The sequence below is a fragment of the Christiangramia sp. genome, from assembly GCF_029937855.1.
Lineage (GTDB): Bacteria > Bacteroidota > Bacteroidia > Flavobacteriales > Flavobacteriaceae > Christiangramia.
Window position 1 is genome coordinate 1 of record NZ_JAPYPC010000026.1, and the last position, 22555, is coordinate 22555.

A 22555-nucleotide genomic window follows, 5' to 3' on the forward strand; every position below is an offset into this window, starting at 1 on the left:
GCCAACGGCTGGCCATGAAAATTACCGCCAGAAATAATTTTATCTGCTTCAATAAAAATATTTGGATTATCAGTTACAGAGTTTATTTCAGTTTTTACGGTTTTTCTAACGAATGACAAAGTGTCTTTCGAAGCTCCGTGAACTTGCGGAATGCATCTAAAAGAATATGGATCCTGGACATTATCTTTTTCGGAAGCAGCAATTTCACTGTCTTCTAAAAAATATCTAATCCTTTCAGCTGTTTTTATCTGACCCCGATGTGGTCTCACTAAATGAACCAATTCATCAAAAGGAGACAGGTTACAATCAAAAGCATCTAAAGAAATAGAGCCAATAAGGTCTGCCATATAAGAAAGCTTATAAGCTTTTAAAAGCGCATAAACTGCATGGGCACTCATAAACTGGGTTCCGTTAAGCAGCGCCAGTCCTTCTTTACTTTGCAACTTCACCGGCTGCCAATCCATTTCTTTTAAAAGCTCAGCTCCTGAAATAATTGTATCCTGAAAATAAACCTCTCCATCACCAATTAAAGGCAGTGCCAAATGAGCCAGGGGAGCGAGGTCACCTGAAGCACCTAAAGAGCCCTGCTCATAGATTACCGGTAGAATATTATTATTATAAAGCTGGATAAGTCTTTCTACAGTCTCAAGAGCTATCCCGGAATTTCCGTAACTTAATGACTGGATCTTTAAAAGTAACATCAATCTAACTACAGGTTTTGAAACCTTATCTCCGGTACCACAGGCATGCGATCTTACGAGGTTCTCCTGTAGTTCAGTTAATTTCTCAGAAGTGATCTTCACATTGCAAAGTGCACCAAAGCCTGTATTTATTCCATAAACCGGAGCATCACTTTCTTTAATCTTATTATTTAAATAAGTTCTGGATTTTTCAATATTAAGTCGGGATTCATCACTTAAAGCTAGTTTTTTTTCATTTTTTATGAGATCATGAATTACTTCAAGATCTAAAACAGCTGAGCTTATATAATGATGATTTTGCATTTTCTTGCTTAAGTTTGTGGATTGCAAAAATCTTACTTCAGAAATAAGATTCCAAATAAAAATGAAATAAAAAAATTCTTGAAACCAACTATCCTGAGGCAAGCCGTACCGGTATTTAACCGTACCTGTAGTTATCGGTATCATTTTTCCCTCGCCGGCCAAAAACCATTTTTTTTATTTCCATTCACCCGGAACGGCGAAAAAGCAGTTCTGTCCCCTCCCAGAGGAAATATGAAAGGAAACCCGAGGCAGAACCGTCAGGGGAATTTGTAAGATTAAATCACGTTATTTTGAAATACTCCTATGTATTCCCGGTTTCGTTTGCCTCTCTTGTAAATAGTTCCTTAATAGCCCGCCCCATTCTATTGGCTATTTCTCCCGCCAGGACAGACTCATAACCCAATTCTGAAGCGGCAATATCTCCCGCCATACCATGAATGTAAACACCAAAAACTACGGCGTTAATCGGCTCATACCCCTGTCCCATCAAAGAAGTTATAATGCCAGATAATACATCTCCGCTCCCTGCAGTAGCCATTCCAGGATTTCCTGAATTATTTATATAAATGTTTTCTTGGTATATGGAAAAAGTATGTGATCCCTTTACTACCATAATAATGTTATATTTTTTACTGAATTCTTTTACGAGATTAATCTTATGAAAATCATCATCCCACTCCCCTATTAGTCTTTTTAATTCACCGGGATGCGGAGTTAGAACGGAATTTTTTGGTAGCAAATCAAGCATATCAGGATTTTCTGATAGAATATTCAATCCATCGGCATCAATCAGTATGGGTTTGTCTATAGATTCTAATAATTCTTTTAAAGCGTTTACAGATTTTTTGTCAGTTCCCACACCCATACCAAAACATACTACATCGGCTTCAAAAGCTTTTGGATAAGACGTGAGTATATTATTATCGTCATCTGTAATAACCATAGCTTCCGGAATCCCCGTTTGAATTATATCATAACCACATTTTGGAATATAAACACTGCATAAGCCTGTACCCGTGCGTAATGCTGCCTTTGTGGAAAGAAGCACACTTCCTATCTTTCCATAACTTCCACCAGCAATTAGAATTTTTCCGTAGTCACCTTTATGGGTATTCGTTTTTCTAGGAATATAAAGACCGACGGCTTCTTGTTTTCCTATTAAAAAAATGTCAGATTCTATCTTGCTTATAAATTCCCTGTCCAGTCCTATATCCAGTACCTGAAGGTCACCAATGTAATCCATCGTATCAGGAAAGAAAAAGACAAGTTTTGGCGCTTGAAAACTCAAAGTATAATTAGCTTTAATTACAGCTGCTTCCTTTCCAGGAATTTTATCTGAAAACAGCCCGCTTGGCATATCTATGGCCAGTATAAAAGCCTCCGAAGTATTGATCAATCCAACTAGTTTTGCAACCCAACCTTCTATAGGCCTGTTTAAACCAATTCCAAACATCGCATCGATCACAAAATCTCCCGTATTTATCTCAGGAAAATTGTCTTCCTTTTTGATTAATTGTGGCCAGTCATTGGTGATTTCTTTCAGTTTCTCATAATTAGCCAAAAAATCTTCAGCTCTTTTATCACTATAATTCACAACATACACGGTAACATGATAGCCGTGCTGTATAAGATGCCTGGCGACCACTAAACCATCCCCTCCATTATTTCCAATACCACAAAAGATCTTAATTGGAATAGGAGCGCCCTGCAAGCGATTATTAATTTCATTAAATACCAGGGTTGCGGCACGCTCCATTAACTCTTCTGAAGAAATGTTCTGTTTTTTGATCGTTTCTTTATCTGCTTCTGAAAGCTGTGCTGCGGAAAGTATTTTCATAAAATTCTATTTCTTTTAAACATTAAATATAAGTAAAGTCTGTACAATAAATATAAAGTCATAAAAAGACCAAATTAATATTGTATTCTGCCCGAATTGAATAAATTTGCCCAAATTTTTGACAATAATGAAAGAAATAGCCCTATCTGAAAAACACAAAGAATTAAATGCTAAAATGGTTCCTTTTGCCGGTTTTAATATGCCAGTATCCTACGAAGGTGTAAATATTGAGCATGAAACCGTAAGGGAAAAATTAGGTGTTTTTGATGTTTCTCATATGGGAGAATTTCTTATTTCAGGAGAAAATGCCCTGGAATTGATCCAAAAGATAAGTTCTAATGATGCTTCCAAACTGGTAGATGGAAAAGCACAGTATTCTTGCATGCCGAATAATGAGGGAGGGATTGTAGACGATCTCATTATTTACAGGATAGATGCCGAAAAGTATCTATTAGTGGTAAATGCTTCCAATATTGAAAAAGACTGGAACTGGATTGCGCACCATAATTCTATGGATGCAACCATGCGAGATATGAGTGATGAAATGTCATTGTTGGCTATTCAGGGCCCAAAAGCGGCAGAAGCAATGCAATCTATTACCGAAGTTGACCTTAACAATATGAAATTCTACACCTTTGAAGTTGGTAGATTTGCTGGTGTAGAAAAAGTGATTATTTCTGCTACAGGTTATACCGGAAGTGGTGGATTTGAGATTTATTTTAGAAATGAAGATGCAGAGCAGATTTGGGATGCTGTAATGGAAGCTGGTAAAGATTACGGTATTAAACCTATTGGCCTGGCTGCCAGAGATACGCTTCGTTTGGAAATGGGTTACTGTCTTTATGGGAATGATATTGATGATACCACCTCTCCCATTGAAGCTGGATTGGGATGGATCACCAAGTTCACGAAAGACTTCATCAATAGTGAAGCTTTAAAAGCAGAAAAAGAAAACGGACCAGAACGCAAACTGGTAGCATTTGAACTGGATGAAAGAGGAATTCCTCGCCAGGGATACGACATCGTTAATGAAAATGGTAAGAAAATTGGAGTGGTAACTTCGGGCACCATGTCCCCTTCCCTTGAAAAAGGTATAGGATTAGGATATGTACCGGTTGATGTTGCAGGCGTTGGAAATAAGATTTCAATTCAAATACGTAAGAAAATAGTTCCTGCGACTCAGGTGCAACTGCCCTTTTATAAAGGCTGATTTATTTGAAACGAATACTTATTTTAGGAGCTAGCGGATTTATAGGCAATGCCTTGTATAAAGAGTTATGCTCCTATTTTGATACCCATGGTACTTACCATAGCGAAAGTAATTTTTTTGAAGAAAACCATCAGTTTCATCATTTCGATATGGAAACTGAGAACATCGAAATCCTTCTTGAAAAATTATACCCCGATATTATAATTTCATCCTTAAGAGGAAGTTTTGATGCGCAGATTGCGACGCATTTTTCAATCATCAATCATATTATAAAATATAACAGCAAACTTATTTTTATAAGTTCCGCGAATGTTTTTGACGCATTTACAAACTTTCCATCTTACGAATATGACAAAACCCTTAGTCAAAGTGTCTATGGTCGGTTTAAAATAAAGATTGAAAACGCATTACTGCGATTGCCCAATCACAACTACAATATTATAAGGCTTCCCATGGTTTTTGGAAAAGCTTCTCCGCGGGTAAAGCAAATAAAAACAGTCTTGGATTTTGGAGAACCACTGGAAGTATTCCCAAATGTAGTTATCAACGCTACAGAAATATTGAAAGTTACCCAGCAAATTCACTACATCATAAATAGGAACAAACAAGGAGTTTTTCACCTTGGTAGCACAGATCTTGTACATCAAAAGGATTTTACTGAAGAACTTTGTGCAGGTTTAGGTTATGAAAATCCTCTTTTCAAAAATGTGTATGATTCCAATTTCGATAGGTTTCTGGCAGTTTTACCCAAAGACAATAAATTACCATCAAATCTTCAAATAACCGTGCATCAGGTAATAGAGGCCTCTACCAAGCTTTAGTTGTTAATCTTATACTAAACCAAAGCTTAGTACTTCTTTTTCCCTGCTTAATTTCTAACTTTAAGTAAAACCAAAATTTTAGAGTGATGAAAAAATTAAACGAGGACGAAATTCAGAAGAAACTCAAACAGTTTGACGGCTGGAGCTATGCAAAACAAGCTATTCACACTTCGTTTCAATTTGAAAATTTTAAGGAAGCATTTACGGTTATGACGCGAATCGCTTTTGAAGCGGAAGCACAACAGCATCATCCTAACTGGGGAAATGTATATAACCAGTTAGAGATTTCACTTTCTACCCATGATGCCGATGGAGTGACTGAAAAAGATTTTAAACTGGCTCGTGCTATTGAAGATATTATAGAATCTACCAATTAAGATTTAGAATATTCAAATGAACAGCTCCTAAAATTCAACGAAAATTAGGAGCTTTTTTTATACTTTTGCCCGAATCTAATTTTATTCTAAGCATGGGAAGAGCATTTGAATTCCGAAAAGCACGTAAAATGAAACGCTGGTCTGCAATGTCCAAAGCGTTTACCAGAATTGGTAAAGACATTGTGATGGCAGTAAAGGAAGGCGGCCCAGATCCAGATACAAATGCGAAATTACGCGCCGTTATACAGAATGCGAAAAGCGTAAACATGCCTAAAGATAATGTGGAACGCGCTATAAAACGTGCTTCAGATAAATCTCAGGGTGATTATAAAATTGTACTTTTTGAAGGTTATGCTCCTCACGGAATCGCAGTTTTAGTAGAAACAGCTACAGATAACAATAACAGAACGGTAGCAAATATCCGCTCGCATTTTAATAAATCTGACGGAAACCTAGGAACTTCAGGTTCTGTAGAATTCATGTTTGACCATACCTGCAATTTCAGAATAAATTCTGAAGGCATAGATCCTGAAGAACTGGAACTGGAATTGATAGATTTTGGGGCCGAAGAGGTTTTTGAAGATGAAGAAGGAATTCATATTTATGCTCCTTTCGAATATTTTGGAGCGATCCAGAAAGAACTTGAAAGTCGTAAAATAGAAATAGTTTCTTCAGGTTTTGAGAGAATTCCGCAGGTAACAAAAAGTCTGAATGAAGAACAAACAGCAGATGTGGAAAAGTTACTGGAAAAATTAGAGGAAGATGACGATGTTCAAAATGTGTATCACACCATGGAAGCATCTGAAGAAGCTGAAGAATAATGGCTAAAAGTTTTCAGAAACTTTGCCTTCCACTCCCTCATAAAAGCTAAATATTTCAGTAAAATCTTTTTTAAAATCTCCGGTTGGCGAATATGCTTTAGAGATTTTTACTAGTTTATTTCCATAGTCAAAAGAAACCAGAATAATTGGCACATTAGCTTTCACGGCGATATAATAAAAACCGGTTTTCCACTTATCTGTTTTTTTCCTGGTGCCTTCAGGAGACATGGCTAATCTGAAAACTTCTTTTTTATTGAAGATTTCGGCAATTGCATCCACCTTTTTTTTCATTCCGCTTCTATCTATTGGCGCACCCCCAACGGCTTTGAAATACCACCCAAATGGTGGTTTAAAAAGTTCTTTTTTCCCTACGAAGTTAATTTGAATTCCCATTATCTTTCTTACCAGAATTCCAATAAGAAAATCATAAGAACTGGTATGCGGTGCGACAATGATCACGCACTTCTTTATTTCAGGGTTAAAATCGTTCTCTAATTTCCACCCTAAAATTTTAAAAAAAATAAGCCTAGCGAACCATTGCATGAATAGATCTACTCCCTGTGGTGCTTGGTAGAGGGATCTCCTTTGCGCCTTTTACGTTCTTCCCGTAATAAAGAAAGCTCCCTTCCTGTTTGGCCTTTTACGGAGGTATTTTCCTGGGCTCTTCGCAATAAATACGGAACGACATCCCTTACAGGGCCAAATGGAACCAGTTTTACAGCATTATAGCCTTTTTTAGCAAGGTTATAGCTTATATGATCACTCATTCCATATAACTGACTAAACCAGATACGATCATCATTTAGAGATAATCCTTTATCTTCAATGATCTGTAAAGCAAGATAACTACTTACTTCGTTATGCGTCCCAATGAATACGGAGATATCTTTCAGGTGATTTAGACAATAAGATAGCGTACTATTAAAATTCACATCGGTAGCTTCTTTGCTTTCACAAATTGGTGATGGGTATCCAAGTTTCTTAGCACGGGCATTTTCTTTTTCCATATAAGCCCCGCGCACGATTTTTGCTCCTATTTTAAAACCTTCTTTTTTAGCCTTTTCGTGAAGTCCCTTCAAATAATCCAACCTGTCCCACCGGTAACATTGCAGCGTATTAAAAATAAGGACTTTCTCCTTATTATACCTTCGCATCATTTCCTCCATAAGTTCATCTGCTGCAGTTTGCATCCAGGTTTCCTCTCCATCTGCATATAAACGCACTCCTAACTCATGAGCTCTTTTACATAAGGTATCTACCCTTTTTTGAACTCTTTCCCATTCTGCTTTTTCCTCCTCAGACAAGCTTACTTTTTCACTTACTTTTTCCCAAATTTCAAAACGTCCAATCCCTGTAGGCTTAAACATGGCAAAAGAAATTTCTTCTTTCCCTTTAGCATATTCAATAAGGCTTAGTTTTTTTTTCATAGCGGCATCAAACTCCGCTTCCGTCTTCTTTCCTTCTACCGAATAGTCTAAAATACTATGCAGGTTCTCATTATACATTTCCTTGGTCACCGGCTTACAATCCTTCTCGGTAACTCCCCCACAAAATTGCTCAAAAATTGTTTTTTTAATTAATGTTTCTACAGGTAAGTGTAGTTTAAGGGAAAATTTCGTCAACGCAGATCCGGCTTTTACCAGCGTAGGCCTGTTCATCATACTGAATAAGAATATCGCTCTGTCCAGTTCTGTATTAGACTTTAATTTAAAAGCCGATTTAGTATTGTTGAAAATCTTTTTATTTATCATTTGGCGCTATTAATCGGGCAAATATAATTATTGAAGCCGAAGAAATTCATAATTTCTCTTTAATTTCGAGTCAACAAAACTTAATATAATGAATGATTTACCGGCATCCTTAGATTCTGTTTTTTTTGCTGAAAATGGATATTCCAAACTGAACGAGTTTTTAAAAAAAGAGAATCCCTCCAGGATTTTCATCCTGGTAGATAGCAATACTCACGAGCATTGCTTATCCGATTTTCTTCAGAAAATACAAAATGAGGTTCAGACAGAAGTCCTTGAAATTGAAGCGGGGGAAGAATTTAAAAACCTGGAAACCTGCGCAGGTGTTTGGAATGCTTTGTCTGAATTGGAAGCCGACCGAAAGAGCCTGCTAATAAATCTGGGCGGCGGTGTGGTTACAGATCTGGGTGGTTTTGTGGCCTCTGCTTTTAAGCGTGGCATACAATTTATAAATGTTCCCACAACCCTACTTTCTATGGTAGATGCTTCTGTTGGAGGTAAAACCGGAGTAGACCTTGGGAATCTCAAAAACCAGATTGGAATTATCAATCAGCCAGAAATGGTGCTTATTGATTCTTCATATCTCTCGACACTCTCTCCCCAGGAAATGAGGAGCGGCCTTGCTGAAATTCTAAAACATGGATTAATTGCTGATGAATCTTATTGGGATCGGGTTTCAAATCTATCAGACTTAGATTTGTCCCATCTTGATGAAATTATTAAGCAATCTGTAAAAATAAAAGGAACTATTGTAGATAAAGATCCCTTCGAGCAGAATATTCGAAAAATATTGAATTATGGCCACACCCTGGGGCATGCTATAGAATCCTATTGCCTAACTCATCCCGAAAAGAAAAAACTTTTACATGGGGAGGCTATTGCCGCAGGAATGATCCTGGAAACATACCTATCTGTTCAATTAAAAAATTTTCCCAAAGAAAAACTTCAGAATATTACCCGAGTAATAAAGAATATGTATGGAAAAGAAGAGTTTTCTGAAAATGATATTGAACATATTAAGAAACTGATGAAATTCGATAAAAAGAACGATCGGGGAAATATTAATTTTGTACTTCTGGAAGACATCGGAAAGCCGGTTTGTGACATCGTTGTACCCGAGGAAATCATTCAACAAGCCTTCGATTTTTATGCAAGAATCTGAATTTTAAATAATTAAAAATTATGATAATATCCTGATAAGGCTTGTATCTGATTTAATTTTTTATTTATACTTGCATAAACCATTAATACTATGAAAAGGATAATCGTAGATTACAAAAAGCTCACTCCGGAAATTTTAGGATTGCTGGTAGAGAAGTATCCAGACGGCTATGATGACGATCAGGTAATTTCTTTTAAAAATGCTAAAAACGAAACAGTAGATGCTGTGGAGGTAAGAACTGAGGACGCTATATATCTTGTAAAAGTTAGTACACGTCTTGAGACAACCATGGCGAATTTTGATGAGGATGACTACGATGATTCAGAATTCAATGATCCGATTGTTGATATTCCTGAAAAAAATGATGATTCAGACGAAGAGGACGAAGACCAATAAAAAAAGGAACGCTCCGGCGTTCCTTTAAATTTATCTCAAAATTTTGATATTATCATTAATTAAGCATGTTGTAAATCGTGCTTGCCTTCTTTAATTTCCTCAATTACTTTTGCATTGAAAGCAGGAAGATCATCAGGATTTCTACTAGTTACCAAGGCTTCATCTACTACCACCTCTTTATCTACCCAAAGGGCCCCGGCATTTTCCAGATCTTTTTTCAACGATTTAAAAGAAGTCATCGTTCTACCTTCTACCACATCTGCACTAATTAAAGTCCAGGCTGCGTGGCATATGGCCGCTACTGGTTTACTTTGTTTAAAGAAATCTCTTACAAATACCAAAGCTTTTTCTTCCCTCCTTAAATTGTCTGGATTAATAACTCCTCCTGGCAGTACCAATGCATTATAATCTTTTGCAGAAACTTCATCTAAAGTTTTATCAACATTATATTCTTTACCCCAGTTTTCTTTATCCCAGGATTTAATTTTTCCTTTTTCCAGACTTACTATTTCTACTTTAAATCCTTCTTTCTCCATTGCTTCTTTTGGAGATGCCAACTCACTTTCTTCAAATCCATGTGTGGCCAAAATTGCAATTCTCTTTTCCATAATTTAATCTTATTTTTCGTTTGAATAAATATAAAGATGAGCTAAGGAAAACTGTATTAAGGCTCTACTAAAAATAAAGAGGTTTACGTTAAACCTTTACTAAGTGCCAGGAGAATCGGTGTTTTTCGATTTTTCATCGTCAATATCCAGGTAAGATTTTAACCTATCCACAATGTATTTTTCTTCCTTCAGCTGAACCCGCTTTTGCTCCAGTTTTTTCATTTCCTGATAAATGGCCGGTTCACCAAATCTATTTGGTTCTACTTTCTCTTTTCGAACCAAAGCATATTGAACGGTAAATTCAGCACCAAAAAACAGAATCAAACAGGTGTAGTATACCCATAATAGAATAAGCACCACAGAAGAAGCCCCGCCATAAACAGAAGCAGGTTCACTTTGGCCAAAATAGAAACTAATAAGAAATTCCCCTATAAGAAATAAAATAGTGGTTACCGCTGCACCCATATACGTTGTTTTGATCCTGATCTTAATATCAGGCAGCAGTTTGAAAATTGCGGCAAATAAAGTGGTTATAAAAAAGAAACTTAGGGCAAAATCTGCAATTAAAACTACAGTTTCAGTTAGGTTTGGTAAAATTTGCTGGATTTTATCGGCAAGGACTTTTAGGAGCGTGGAAATCACGAGGGCAATGAGCAGCAGCAAACCTATTACCAGCACCATTCCAAGGGAAATGACCCTATCAAGAACCAGTCGCCAAAAATCGGTAGATTTTGCAGCTACATTCCAGATATTGTTCATAGCGATCTTTAGCTGAAAAAAGACGCCGGTGGCACCAAAAATCAGCATAGCCAAACCAAAGATGATGGCCAGTGTGGAATCTTGAGAAAGTGCCACATTCTCAATCATTAGTTCAATGGCATCAGCAGTGTCCTGACCAATGAATTCTGCTATTTCCCCCGTAAGTCGGCCACGAACAGCTTCCTGACCATAAAAATACCCGGCAATGCTAACTACGATTATCAGCAAAGACGGTAATGAAAAAAGCGCATAATAGGCAATGGTTGCGCTTCTTGCGTATGGCTCATTCTTATTCCAGCTTACATAGGCTTTTTTCAAGAGCTTCAAATATATTTTTACGGTGTTCCACATCAAAGATATTTTTGAGTTATTATATCTTTATGATGCAAGGCATGCCCGGCCACAATAAAACCTATGGCACGGGGAGTGGCATTCATATCATTCATATTGCCAACAATTTTAAGCCTTTCTTCTGACAAACTTCTGAATAGAAAAATACCAGCTTTCCGGACAGATTTAAATTCTTCAATCAAATCATCAGGCCTTCGTACCTCTGCATCAGAATTCAACACATAAATATCGTGGTCAAATCCTGGTAGGGAGTTTTTCTCATTTCTGGCAAAGCATAATGCCCTGTATTGAAAAATACGTTCAGTATCTATAATATGCTGAAGCATTTCCAGAATACTCCATTTTCCAGAGGAATAGCGATAATCCCATTTTTCCTGTGGAACTGTTTTTAAAAAATCACTGAATTCTATCCTATTATTTTCCAGGGTTTCAATAAGCTCAGCCTTATCGTCAATTTTATTAATATAGCGCCAGTAAAAATCTCCTATTTCGCCTTGAGTTAATTCTGATTTTATCATTTAAGCTGAATTTCTACTTGCATTAATATTCCCATACAGTGAGCGTGTCACCATTTTCTCAAAGGTCTCCAGTTTTTCACCAGCATTTTCAGGATTTTTATTTAATTCCTGAACCATTCGTAAAGCATGCTGTTGGATGGTTAACAATGGTAGCACAATTCTTTCTCTTGCCTGGATAGAGGCTCTACCCGCAGGTTGATTCTGCATTAACACATTATAGCCTGTCACCTTTAGAAGCATCTTTTTTGTTCGCTCAAACTCCTCATGGATTATTTGCCAGAATTCTCCAAATTCTTCATCATTTTTCATATAAGCGGTTAAAGGAAAAAACGATTTGGTAAGGCTCATCATACTATTTTCCAGTAATGTCCTAAAAAACTCCGAATTTTCATAAAGCTGTTTCACCTTATCAAAATCACCTTCCTTTTCCAGCCTTTCCATGGCTGTTCCAACACCAAAAAATCCAGGAACATTTTGTTTTAACTGACTCCAGCTCCCCACGAATGGAATGGCCCGAAGATCTGAAAGATTGAGTTCCGCAGATTTATTACGTTTTGAAGGCCTACTTCCAATATTTGTCTTAGCGTAATACTTTAAGGTACTCATCTTCTCTAAATAAGGGATGAACCTTGGATGCTTCTTAAAGTTCATGTAGGTTTCGTAGCTTATCTCGGCCAACTCGGTCATCGTTTTTCTATCTTCATCTTTCAACACGTTTTTTCCATTGCTGAAAATTTCGTTGGAAACCCCGGAACTTAATAACTGTTCCAGGTTATAAGTACATGAATCTTTAGTGCCGAAATTTGAACTAATAGTTTGTCCCTGAACCGTAAGTTGAATTTCCTCATTTTCTATGGTAGGCCCCAACGAAGCATAGAACTGGTGTGTTTTTCCACCACCTCGAGCCGGTGGGCCTCCCCTGCCATCAAAGAAAACTACCATAATTCCATATTCCCGTGAGATTTTAGTAAGAGCTTCTTTGGCCTTGTAAATACTCCAGTTGGCCATTAAATAACCACCATCCTTAGTTCCGTCACTAAAACCGAGCATGATTGTTTGCTTATTGCCTCTTCGCTCCAAATGTTCTTTATAAACAGGATTAGTATAGAGCTTTTCCATCACATTATGCGCCTCCTGAAGATCTGGAACGGTTTCAAATAAAGGGATCACGTCTACACTTGGTTTTTGCCAACCGGTCATTCTTATAAAAGCAAAAGGCTGAAGAACCCCCTGCACACTACCGCAGTTACTAATAATATAACGGTTCGCGCCCATTTCACCACTCTTTTCCTGTATTTCCTGCATCGCATAAATAGAAGAAATAGTGGCTTTGGTCATTCCATCTTCCATCTTCTCCGGATCAAGTTCTCCCTTAACATTACTTAATATTTCAATTTGTTTCTCGTCATCCAGTTCATTGTAATCTGAAGGGATCAAATCTGGGTGGAGCTTACTTAAATCTTCTAAAACTTCTTGATGAATACTAGAATCCTGCCGGATATCCAGCGTTGCAAAATGATACCCGAACAAATTAATTTTATTAAGCATATCATCTACTTCATCAATAAAAAGAGATTGATGTTCTTTATTAAGTATCTCTTTTATTTTAAATAGCTTAGACCTAAAATCTTCAATAGGCAGTTTAATAGTGCCAGATTTAGAAATCGCAGAATCATAAAGCCCTTTTTCTATTTCAGCCATCAACTCATGAACCTCCCTAAAGGTCAATCTTCTTTTTAATTTTCGGATATCCCTATAGTAATTTAGTAATATCGTTCTCCTTAGTCTTTTAGCCACTCTCAGGGTTATATCTGTAGTTACAAATGGATTTCCATCACGATCGCCACCGGGCCAGAAACCTAGATTAATTACCTGATTCCCTATCTCTTCCCCATCAAAAATATTCTGCTGAATATAATTATGGATTTTACTTGCGCTTTGATAAAATACATTCTCAAAATACCAAATCAAGTTTACAGCCTCATCATAAGGAGTTGGTTTCTCTTTCTTGAAAAACGGAGTTTTACCCAACTGAGCCAATAGCTGTTTAATCTTTACCAGATCATTTTTTTGAATAGCTTTATCGAGATCTGTAATAATTCCTAAAACAGTACCCGGGTAAAATTGAGTGGGATGTGCTGTAAGAGTTGGCCTTACATTAAACCTTTTTAAGTATTGCTTTAACTCCTCTACTTTCTGCTTTGCTTCAGCCTCTTCCTTTACACTTCTAAGAGTCCCACGTCCATCCATATTATTTACGATTGAAAATGAAGCATCTTCAATAGCATCGAACAAAACAACCTGTCTTTCTATATATTGTATAAATTTGAAAAGTAAATCTACTTTTTCTTCTTCTGTAGGATCTTCGCCGTACTTATTAAAAAACCGATTTACAATTTGCGAAGGATTTTCATTATTAGCGAATCCGGTCTCACACAACTCCTGAAACAAGGGTAAAAGCGCCCCTGTTTTTCTTATATCGTCATATGGCAAGGTGAGGAATATGCTATTATATACCTGGTATTTCGCGAGCACGTTATCATTAAATCTATCTAATCTTGGTTCTCTGTGCATAAAAAAATTTTTAGATGGTTTAATTTATTTTTACAAAAAAACCCTTTAAACAAATGCAGTCTAAAGGGTTGTTATTAATCGTTTAAGACTGCTTACATTTCCTGAAAAATCGAGTGCATCAGGCGCTTCTTATCATTAATACTTTCCTCTAAGGAAATCATGGTTTCAGTTCTATATACCCCTTCAATATCATCCAGTAAGAAGATAATGTCTTTTGCATGCTGCGTATTCTTTGCGCGGATCTTACAAAATACATTGAACTTTCCAGTGGTAACGTGAGCTACCGTCACAAAAGGAATTTCATTTATTCTTTCTAGGACAAATTTGGTTTGTGAAGTGTTTTTAAGAAATACCCCAACATATGCAATAAAAGCATATCCTAGTTTTTTATAATCCAAGGTTAATGAAGAGCCAATAATTATCCCGGCTTCCTCCATCTTCTTTACCCTTACATGAACCGTTCCGGCAGAAATTAATAGTTTTTTAGCGATATCGGTAAATGGTGTCCTGGTATTCTCGATAAGCATATCAAGAATTTGATGGTCTGTTTCGTCTAATTTAAACTTAGCCATTTTAAAGTTCTTTTTTTAATGAACCTCAAAATTAATACAAAATCGTTGAATTATTGTCAGATAATTTGATATTTATCCGTATTTAACCTCTAATTCTTCATCATTTAAGATAATTTTATTAACTATAACGTTTTCGGTAATTTCTGAATCATCTGAGAGCTTTAATAATTTTCGATCTGCATTGATTTCCTGGTGAGCATATTTATTAATTTCAGGTAATATTTTTTCGATCATTGGAACAAATTCAATTTTTCCATTTTTTAAAACTTCTTTGAACTGAATAGCAACATCTCGCACGTCACCATTGATCATTGCTTTTCGAATAATCAAATCATTAAAAAGTTTCTGATTTTGAGGAAGTTCAAAATACTTTTTATAGTCAACCAGATCGATGTTTTCTTTCGAAATTCGATATAAACAGGAGATCAAAGCCTTATACACCATTTTTCTGGTGATTTCTCTCTCATAATCACCCGGAAAATGACCGGCTTCAAACAAAATCGTAGGGGTTGAAAGATTTTGAAATGTATCCCCGGCACAATTAATATTAAAAGCATCATCATATCTTCCTATATTCCCTGATAAATCACTAGACAGATCTTCTGCCATACCGGCGATGATACTCATACTTCTCTTCCTATAATCATCTATACTGCGCTGTTCATCCATCGATGGAGTCAAAAAAGAAAGGATAGCCGACTTCGGCCTGGATCCTGCGCTAAAAATTGTACGTTGATCATGCAGGTTGAGACAAAAATCGGGTTTCAGGTCATCATAAACTTCTTTTAAAAGCTTACTTTCAGGCTGATTAAGCTCCTGAAGATCCCTGTTTAGATCGATGGAATTTGCATTAACCCGCGTATAAGCCTCAGCTCCGTCAGGATTGAGAATGGGAATTAGCGTAAGCGTACAATTTTCAAGGATGCCAGAAATTGAGTTTTCATTGGAAATCAACTTAAAGGAATTCAAAAGATCAAAAACAGCCTTTGTAGTGGTAGATTCATTTCCATGCATTTGAGACCAGGCTAAAACTTTTATATTTCCGGTTCCTGCCTTGAACTGATATATAGGTTTACCCAGAACAGATTTTCCCGGAATCGAGATTTCGAAATCATTTTTAAATTCATTAAAAACCTGTTCAAGATGGGAATTGGTAATATATCTTCCGGTTATATCTGTGAACTTCACCTGTTCGTAAGACTGATTGCTAAATAGATTTTTAAGGACATTATTCTTCATGTTTACAAAACTAAACAATGTAAGTTTTACAATTGTAAACAATAGATTTAAATAAGACTGTACACATTTGTAAACGTAAAAACACTGGCTCGTTAATAGATACTTGGAAAATATCCTATTCTCTATAATTATAAATGTATATTGCTATTTTTTAGATATTTACACATCGTTATTTAAGATTTTTATTCAAATATATTAAGTTTGTTTACAATTGTAATGATATGTATTTGGAAATATTATTTACATTTGTAAATAGAATTCATCTTTCAATTTATTTACAATGGTAAACACAGAAAAGTTTGCAAATCGGCTTAATAAAATTCTTAATTTTTACGATTTATCAGCTGCATCTTTTGCTGATCAAATTGAAGTGGGCCGCTCTTCCATTTCTCATATTCTATCAGGCAGGAATAAACCGAGTCTGGATTTTGTGATGAAGGTGGTCCAGAATTTTCCTGAAGTTGAATTGTATTGGTTGCTAAATGGAAAAGGTACATTTCCTTCCACTTCTCAAAAAGAGACCACACACAAAAAAGAAAATAAACAGAAGCAGGAAGTTTCAGCTAGTTATCCTAAACAGGAAGAAATTGCAAAACCAGGGAATCAATCTTCGGATTCTTTTATTTCCAACAAATCTGGAAAGCAAATTCAGAAAATTGTAATTTTTTATACTGATGGCAGTTTTGAAGCCTTTGAAAATTGATAATCCCGTTTAATTTGAATTATTTTGCGGTATGAAAAGATTTTTTCCCTTTTTAGCCATCCTATTACTTAATTCCTGTTTTAATGCCGAAAGGAATTGTAAAGACTTTCGAACCGGTACTTACGAATTCGAATCATATATCAATGGAGAGCTGCAAACCTCCCGTTTTATAAGAACCGACAGTATTGAAATTGAAAATTATCAGGGAAAAACAGATACTTCTTCGGTGAGATGGATCAATGACTGTGAGTATATACTTAAGAATCTAAATCCGCAGGGAATGGCTGAAGAAAAGCCTATTCATATCAAGATTCTTACTACCACCAAGAATGGCTATAAATTTGAATACGGACAGGTTGGAGACCCTAAAAAGGCTCGTGGTGAAGTGAGAAAAATTTCAGAAGATTAATTTTGGCGCTCCCTTAAAAGTTTATTCTGTTCTTCCATCTTATCATTCAGGCTAGAAAGTAACTCAATATCCTTGGGAGTAACCACGGTCTTGTTTTTAGGATCCTGCGCTTTATTTCTAAAGCGGTTCATAAATTTAACCACCAGGAATACTACAAACCCAATTACAATAAAATCGATCATGGTTTCGATAAGTAAGCCGTAACCTATAGAGACTTCCTCCACAAAATCGGCAGCACCTTTAACTCCAGAGCTTTCTTTTAAAACAAATTTTCTGTCGGCATAGTTTATACCATCGGTGAGTAAACTTAGCGGAGGCATTATGATTTGCTTTACAAGCACATCTACAACACCATTAAAGGCAGTACCAATAATGATACCTACCGCCATATCTACCATATTGCCTTTTACAGCAAATTCTTTAAACTCTTTAAATATGCCCATTATTCATCAAATAAAGAAGGTTGATCGTCTGATTTTGATTTATCTGCAGCTTTGATCTTTCCGGCTTTAATATCTTCACCAGTGATTTCTTCAGAATTTTCATTATTTTCCTCTACACCCTCTTCCTTTTCATAAGGCATTGGATCCAGCAGATTTATCTGATTTACCTTTTCTGAAGTAAGTTGATTCCCTAGGGCTTTTATTCCTTTTATGGAAATAAATTCCTCCAGATTCACTTCTTCATTATCGCGACGCTCTTTCCCTTTAGGCTTGGTATATACGATTTCTGCCATGGGATAATAATCTGTAGAGACAAGCTCTAAAAATGAATCTTCGTGCTCTGAAATAAATCTCTCTTCTTTATCCGGATGTTCTATTACAAAACGTTTTACGTAAAAGCGTTCCTTTTCAGGTTCCCAGTAAATAGCTGAAATAGGTTTGTCTTTTATCCATTTTTCCAGCACGATGATCTCCTCATCAAATCTTGTGGTTAATTCTGGTTTAATGGTCTTGGCGACACCATCCTGAGTGATAATAAGCAGCCTGTCTTCACCTCTAAATTCACCTAAAAGCTCACCTCTTTCGTCTACATTCAATCTTTTTACCGTGTCATCAAACCAAATTCGGCGAGGTTTAAGAGTAGAAACGCCTTCTTCCTTTAATTCAATTCTCTTTACGGAATATTTTGTGACAATATTTCCTTTTACATTCCTGCCTTTAATAAGAATTTCAGCAAAATCAAGATCGAATTTCACTTTGCGTATACTTCCTACCTGACGGAGCAATACGGTTACTACTTCTGCTTCCCCATTGGGATTTGCAGAAAAATACAGCACTTTAGAGTCTTTTTTACCCTGGCTAAGATCATATTCCCTATCCCTGGTTACTGAAGTGACTGCGAAGCGTTTCACGTAAGTGTTTCCGGCTTTTCCGTCCCGGTACACCATATTATAGGTGGTACGCTTGTCTTTTTTCTTAAAGATGGCTACATGAATGATATCTTTACCAATAAATGTTTTAGCATCTACTTTTGTGACCATCATTTTACCATCTGCGGTAAAACAGATAACATCATCAATATCTGAACATTCGGTTACATATTCGTCCTTTTTAAGGGAAGTACCTACAAAACCTTCTGCTCTGTTCACATAGAGTTTGGTGTTGCGAATCACGACTTTGGTAGCTTCAATATCTTCAAAAAGTCGGAGTTCTGTTTTTCTTTCTTTTCCTGTGCCGTAATCCTTTTTTAGCTTTTTAAAATAATCAACAGCAAAATCAACGATATGATCAAGGTGATGTTTCACCTGGGCGATTTCCCCTTCCAGGGCATCAATTTTTTGTTGTGCTTTATCAATATCAAATTTGGATATTCTTTTAATCCTTATTTCAGTAAGCCGAACAATATCTTCTTCGGTCACTGCTCTTTTAAGGTGTTTTGTATGCGGTTTTAAACCTTTATCTATCGCCTGAATCACTCCTGGCCAGGTTTCTTCTTCTTCAATATCACGATAAATACGATTTTCAATAAAGATCCTTTCTAAAGAAGCAAAGTGCCAGCTTTCTTCCAGCTCGTCAAGCTTTATTTCCAATTCCCGCTTCAGCAAATGTAGCGTATGATCTGTAGATCTTCTCAAAACATCAGATACGCCTAGGAATACCGGCTTATGATCTATAATTACACAACCTAGAGGTGCCAGTGAATTTTCACATTGAGTGAAAGCGTACAATGCATCAATAGTCTTATCTGGAGATAAATTATTTGGTAAATGAATCAGGATTTCCACCTCAGCAGCGGTATTATCTTCGATCTTTTTGATCTTGATCTTCCCTTTATCATTAGCCTTAAGAATAGAATCTATAAGGCTCGAGGTATTGGTGCCGTAAGGAATTTCATTGATTACCAGCGTATTTTTATCCAACTGATTGATCTTCGCCCTAATCCTTACTCTACCACCGCGTTTTCCATCATTATAATTAGAAATATCTGCAATTCCGCCGGTTGGGAAATCAGGAAAAAGTTTAAAACTCTTTCCTCTCAAATGCTGTATTGAGGCATCTATAAGTTCATTGAAATTATGCGGAAGAAATCTGGTACTTAGCCCAACGGCAATTCCCTCAGCTCCCTGCGCTAACAACATGGGGAATTTTACCGGAAGGTTTACCGGTTCCTGTTTTCTACCATCATAAGAAAGTTGCCATTCGGTTAACTTCGGACTAAAAAGAACTTCTAAAGCAAATTTTGAAAGTCTGGCCTCGATATAACGAGGAGCAGCCGCACGGTCCCCTGTTAAAATATTTCCCCAGTTTCCCTGGGTATCTATAAGAATATCCTTTTGACCAATCTGAACCATCGCATCACCAATACTGGCATCCCCGTGAGGGTGATACTGCATGGTATGTCCTACGATATTCGCAACTTTATTGTAGCGCCCATCATCAAGATCCTTCATAGAATGCATGATTCGGCGTTGTACTGGTTTAAAACCATCTTCAATTGCAGGTACTGCCCGTTCCAGGATTACGTATGAAGCATAATCCAGAAACCAGTCTTTGTACATGCCGGTTACCTTTATAAGTTCTTCTTTACTTTCAAACTGCTCTTCTTGAGCTCCTTCTTGGTTTTCTTCCATTAGGCAGTAGGTTTAGGAACGGTTTGTAGAACTTTGTTCAAGGAATCAACCATTCCCCTTTTCTTTTTTCGATTTAAAAATGTGGTATTGAATGTATACTTTCTATAGCCTTTTTTCCTTCTGGAATTAATATAAATAGTCAATGCAGAATAGATCCCATAATCCATAAATTTGAATTTCCCCAGTTTTCTCTTAGGGAATTCAGCTTTCTGAACCCGGTATTCCATAAATTTTGAAAAAAAGACTCCGTTGTTTTTAAAATTCAGCGTTTCCCCGTCACTATCAAAATCAAAAGACTGACCGATTCTATGAACGTATAATCCTAAAAGCAGTGTGACGATATTGGGCACAAAATGGCTGAAACTTATCTGCTGTTCAGATTCTGAAGAAGCCATGATCTCAATGTTCACAAAAACATTGGTAACAAATACCGCCACAAGAACGATATAAATAGATGGAATTATTTTGACCTCGTTTTTATTGGTAAATCTCATATGCCAAGCTCTTCAACAAGGTCTAATTCAACTTTCAGGTTATCGATGATAAATTCCTGTCTATCGGGTGTATTTTTACCCATGTAAAAACTCAACATTTCTTCAATAGACTTGTCTTTATCCAGCATTACGGGATCTAAACGGATATCTTCTCCTATAAAATGGACAAATTCATCTGGGCTTATTTCCCCCAAACCTTTAAAACGAGTGATTTCAGGTTTTCCCGAAAGTTTTTCGATCGCCTGTTTACGCTCCATTTCACTGTAACAATAGATCGTTTCCTTTTTATTACGTACCCTGAATAAAGGGGTTTGTAAGATATATAAATGATTTTCTTTGATCAATTCGGGGAAGAACTGAAGGAAAAAAGTGATCAATAATAATCTAATGTGCATCCCATCAACATCGGCATCTGTAGCAATCACAATATTATGGTACCTAAGATCTTCCAGAGAATCTTCAATATTTAAAGCTGCCTGAAGCAGGTTGAATTCCTCATTTTCGTAAACGATCTTTTTTGAAAGTCCGTAACTGTTTAGAGGTTTACCTTTCAAACTAAAAACAGCCTGGGTAACCACGTCACGGCTTTTGGTAATAGATCCACTTGCAGAATCCCCCTCGGTTATGAATAAAGTAGTTTCTAAACAACGTTCATGTTTACTATCTCCCAGGTGAACCCTGCAATCTCTTAATTTTTTATTATGAAGACTGGCTTTTTTAGCTCTGTCTTTGGCTAGCTTTCGAATTCCTGAAAGATCTTTACGTTCTCTTTCTGCCTGAAGTATTTTACGCTGAAGACTTTCAGCAGTTTCCGGATTTTTATGCAGATAATTATCAAGATTCCTTTTTACAAAATCATTAATATAGGTCCTTACCGTTGGAAGTTTTCCGCCCATATCTGTAGAACCTAGTTTTGTTTTCGTCTGACTTTCAAAAACCGGCTCCATTACTTTGATACTAATGGCGGCGACAATGGATTTTCTTATATCGCTGGCTTCGTAATTTTTTCCATAGAATTCACGAACGGTTTTTACTACTGCTTCTCTAAAGGCTGCCAGGTGCGTCCCTCCCTGAGAAGTATTCTGTCCATTCACAAAAGAGTGGTATTCTTCAGAATATTGGGATTTACTATGCGTGATGGCAACTTCAATATCTTCTCCCTTTAAATGAAGAATTGGGTACAGCATATCATCTTCATGAATACTATCTCCAAGAAGATCTTTTAGGCCATTTTCAGAATAGAACTTTTCACCGTTAAAAACGATGGTTAGTCCCGGATTGAGGTATACATAGTTTTTAAGCATTTTCTCTATATATTCATTTCTGAATTTATAGTTTTTAAAAATGACCTCATCCGGTATAAAAGTGATCTTGGTTCCTCTTCTGCGAGAGGTTTCTTCAAGATGTTCCTCATCTTTTAATTCCCCCTGCTCAAATTCAGCAGCATGACTTTTTGAATCCCGGGAAGATTCCACCCGAAAATAGGAAGAAAGCGCATTTACCGCTTTGGTACCAACACCATTTAAACCTACAGATTTTTTAAAGGCTCGTGTATCGTACTTACCTCCGGTATTCATCTTGGAAACTACATCTACAACTTTCCCTAGTGGAATTCCCCTACCAAAGTCACGAACGATAACCCGCTGATTCTGCACAGAAATTTCAATGGTTTTTCCTGCGCCCATCACGAACTCGTCAATACTATTATCTATAACTTCTTTTAAGAGTATATATATGCCGTCATCCTGACTGGATCCATCTCCAAGTTTCCCGATGTACATCCCGGGACGCATACGAATATGTTCCTTCCAGTCTAATGACCGAATATTATCTTCGGTATATTTAGTATTCTCGCTCATAGGTAGTAATGGAGTTATGG

22 protein-coding genes are annotated in these 22555 nt (G+C 36.6%); 8 read left to right on the forward strand and 14 right to left on the reverse strand.

Annotated elements, in window-relative coordinates; translation table 11 throughout:
* Positions 1 to 1004, reverse strand: a 1004-nt coding sequence (locus Q1K34_RS13175) for an aromatic amino acid ammonia-lyase (RefSeq protein ID WP_300439742.1), incomplete at its 3' end; no start/stop codon positions are given.
* Between the two features lie 301 nt (positions 1005 to 1305).
* Complete coding sequence (locus tag Q1K34_RS13180; RefSeq protein ID WP_300439745.1) at positions 1306 to 2841, reverse strand: NAD(P)H-hydrate dehydratase; 1536 nt, start codon at positions 2839 to 2841, stop codon at positions 1306 to 1308.
* Positions 2842 to 2968: 127 nt separating this feature from the next.
* Here Q1K34_RS13180 and gcvT point away from each other — a divergent pair, with 127 nt between their 5' ends.
* The 4 genes from gcvT (at position 2969) to Q1K34_RS13200 (ending at position 6070) form a co-directional block, all read left to right on the forward strand.
* Positions 2969 to 4051 (forward strand): glycine cleavage system aminomethyltransferase GcvT, encoded by a 1083-nt coding sequence (gene gcvT / locus Q1K34_RS13185; RefSeq protein ID WP_300439748.1) that lies wholly within the window; start codon positions 2969 to 2971, stop codon positions 4049 to 4051.
* Between the two features lie 5 nt (positions 4052 to 4056).
* On the forward strand, positions 4057 to 4872 hold the full coding sequence (locus tag Q1K34_RS13190) for a sugar nucleotide-binding protein (protein WP_300439750.1): 816 nt from the start codon (positions 4057 to 4059) through the stop codon (positions 4870 to 4872).
* An 86-nt stretch (positions 4873 to 4958) separates the two neighbouring features.
* Positions 4959 to 5249 (forward strand): 4a-hydroxytetrahydrobiopterin dehydratase, encoded by a 291-nt coding sequence (locus Q1K34_RS13195; protein ID WP_300439753.1) that lies wholly within the window; start codon positions 4959 to 4961, stop codon positions 5247 to 5249.
* Between the two features lie 92 nt (positions 5250 to 5341).
* Positions 5342 to 6070 carry a YebC/PmpR family DNA-binding transcriptional regulator gene (locus Q1K34_RS13200; protein ID WP_300439756.1) on the forward strand — a complete coding sequence of 243 codons (729 nt, stop codon included), beginning with the start codon at positions 5342 to 5344 and terminating at the stop codon, positions 6068 to 6070.
* A 3-nt stretch (positions 6071 to 6073) separates the two neighbouring features.
* Here the strand turns inward: Q1K34_RS13200 and Q1K34_RS13205 are convergent, their stop codons facing one another.
* On the reverse strand, positions 6074 to 6613 hold the full coding sequence (locus Q1K34_RS13205) for a 1-acyl-sn-glycerol-3-phosphate acyltransferase (protein WP_300439759.1): 540 nt from the start codon (positions 6611 to 6613) through the stop codon (positions 6074 to 6076).
* A gap of 8 nt (positions 6614 to 6621) precedes the next feature.
* Entirely contained in the window at positions 6622 to 7821 is a 1200-nt protein-coding gene (locus Q1K34_RS13210; protein ID WP_300439762.1) for a proline dehydrogenase family protein, read from the reverse strand.
* Between the two features lie 88 nt (positions 7822 to 7909).
* Between Q1K34_RS13210 and aroB the strand changes: the two genes are divergently transcribed.
* Positions 7910 to 8980, forward strand: a complete 1071-nt coding sequence (gene aroB, locus Q1K34_RS13215; RefSeq protein WP_300439765.1) for a 3-dehydroquinate synthase — start codon at positions 7910 to 7912, stop codon at positions 8978 to 8980.
* 90 nt (positions 8981 to 9070) lie between these two features.
* The gene (locus Q1K34_RS13220; RefSeq protein WP_300439768.1) at positions 9071 to 9376 is read left to right on the forward strand and encodes a hypothetical protein; all 306 of its coding nucleotides are present in this window, start codon (positions 9071 to 9073) and stop codon (positions 9374 to 9376) included.
* A gap of 59 nt (positions 9377 to 9435) precedes the next feature.
* On the opposite strand, the gene Q1K34_RS13225 is transcribed toward Q1K34_RS13220, so the two are convergent.
* From Q1K34_RS13225 to Q1K34_RS13250, 6 genes are all read right to left on the reverse strand, one after another.
* Positions 9436 to 9984 carry a type 1 glutamine amidotransferase domain-containing protein gene (locus Q1K34_RS13225; protein ID WP_300439771.1) on the reverse strand — a complete coding sequence of 183 codons (549 nt, stop codon included), beginning with the start codon at positions 9982 to 9984 and terminating at the stop codon, positions 9436 to 9438.
* A 99-nt stretch (positions 9985 to 10083) separates the two neighbouring features.
* Positions 10084 to 11094 carry a YihY/virulence factor BrkB family protein gene (locus Q1K34_RS13230; RefSeq protein WP_300439774.1) on the reverse strand — a complete coding sequence of 337 codons (1011 nt, stop codon included), beginning with the start codon at positions 11092 to 11094 and terminating at the stop codon, positions 10084 to 10086.
* Positions 11094 to 11612 (reverse strand): DinB family protein, encoded by a 519-nt coding sequence (locus Q1K34_RS13235; protein ID WP_300439777.1) that lies wholly within the window; start codon positions 11610 to 11612, stop codon positions 11094 to 11096. Before Q1K34_RS13235 ends, Q1K34_RS13230 begins: the two co-directional genes overlap by 1 nt.
* On the reverse strand, positions 11613 to 14186 hold the full coding sequence (locus Q1K34_RS13240) for a phosphoenolpyruvate carboxylase (protein WP_300439780.1): 2574 nt from the start codon (positions 14184 to 14186) through the stop codon (positions 11613 to 11615). It abuts the gene before it with no gap.
* 92 nt (positions 14187 to 14278) lie between these two features.
* A complete protein-coding gene (locus Q1K34_RS13245; RefSeq protein WP_300439783.1) occupies positions 14279 to 14758 on the reverse strand; it encodes a winged helix-turn-helix transcriptional regulator in 480 nt (159 codons plus the stop codon).
* 72 nt (positions 14759 to 14830) lie between these two features.
* Entirely contained in the window at positions 14831 to 15997 is a 1167-nt protein-coding gene (locus Q1K34_RS13250) for a M14 family zinc carboxypeptidase (RefSeq protein WP_300439785.1), read from the reverse strand.
* 280 nt (positions 15998 to 16277) lie between these two features.
* On the opposite strand from Q1K34_RS13250, the gene Q1K34_RS13255 reads away from it, so the two are divergent.
* Entirely contained in the window at positions 16278 to 16700 is a 423-nt protein-coding gene (locus Q1K34_RS13255; RefSeq protein ID WP_300439788.1) for a helix-turn-helix transcriptional regulator, read from the forward strand.
* A 31-nt stretch (positions 16701 to 16731) separates the two neighbouring features.
* Positions 16732 to 17109, forward strand: coding sequence for a DNA topoisomerase IV (locus Q1K34_RS13260; protein WP_300439790.1), 378 nt, complete (start codon positions 16732 to 16734; stop codon positions 17107 to 17109).
* On the opposite strand, the gene mscL is transcribed toward Q1K34_RS13260, so the two are convergent.
* The 4 genes from mscL to Q1K34_RS13280 are packed head-to-tail and all read right to left on the reverse strand — an operon-like array spanning position 17106 to position 22535.
* Positions 17106 to 17552, reverse strand: a complete 447-nt coding sequence (gene mscL / locus Q1K34_RS13265) for a large conductance mechanosensitive channel protein MscL (RefSeq protein WP_300439792.1) — start codon at positions 17550 to 17552, stop codon at positions 17106 to 17108. The genes Q1K34_RS13260 and mscL overlap by 4 nt on opposite strands.
* The gene (locus Q1K34_RS13270) at positions 17552 to 20182 is read right to left on the reverse strand and encodes a DNA gyrase/topoisomerase IV subunit A (protein ID WP_300439793.1); all 2631 of its coding nucleotides are present in this window, start codon (positions 20180 to 20182) and stop codon (positions 17552 to 17554) included. Before Q1K34_RS13270 ends, mscL begins: the two co-directional genes overlap by 1 nt.
* Positions 20182 to 20676 (reverse strand): hypothetical protein, encoded by a 495-nt coding sequence (locus Q1K34_RS13275; RefSeq protein ID WP_300439796.1) that lies wholly within the window; start codon positions 20674 to 20676, stop codon positions 20182 to 20184. The genes Q1K34_RS13270 and Q1K34_RS13275 overlap by 1 nt, the downstream gene beginning before the upstream one ends.
* Positions 20673 to 22535: a DNA topoisomerase IV subunit B gene (locus tag Q1K34_RS13280; protein WP_300439799.1), complete on the reverse strand. Its 1863-nt coding sequence runs from the start codon at positions 22533 to 22535 to the stop codon at positions 20673 to 20675. Before Q1K34_RS13280 ends, Q1K34_RS13275 begins: the two co-directional genes overlap by 4 nt.
* Between the last annotated feature and the right edge of the window lie 20 nt (positions 22536 to 22555).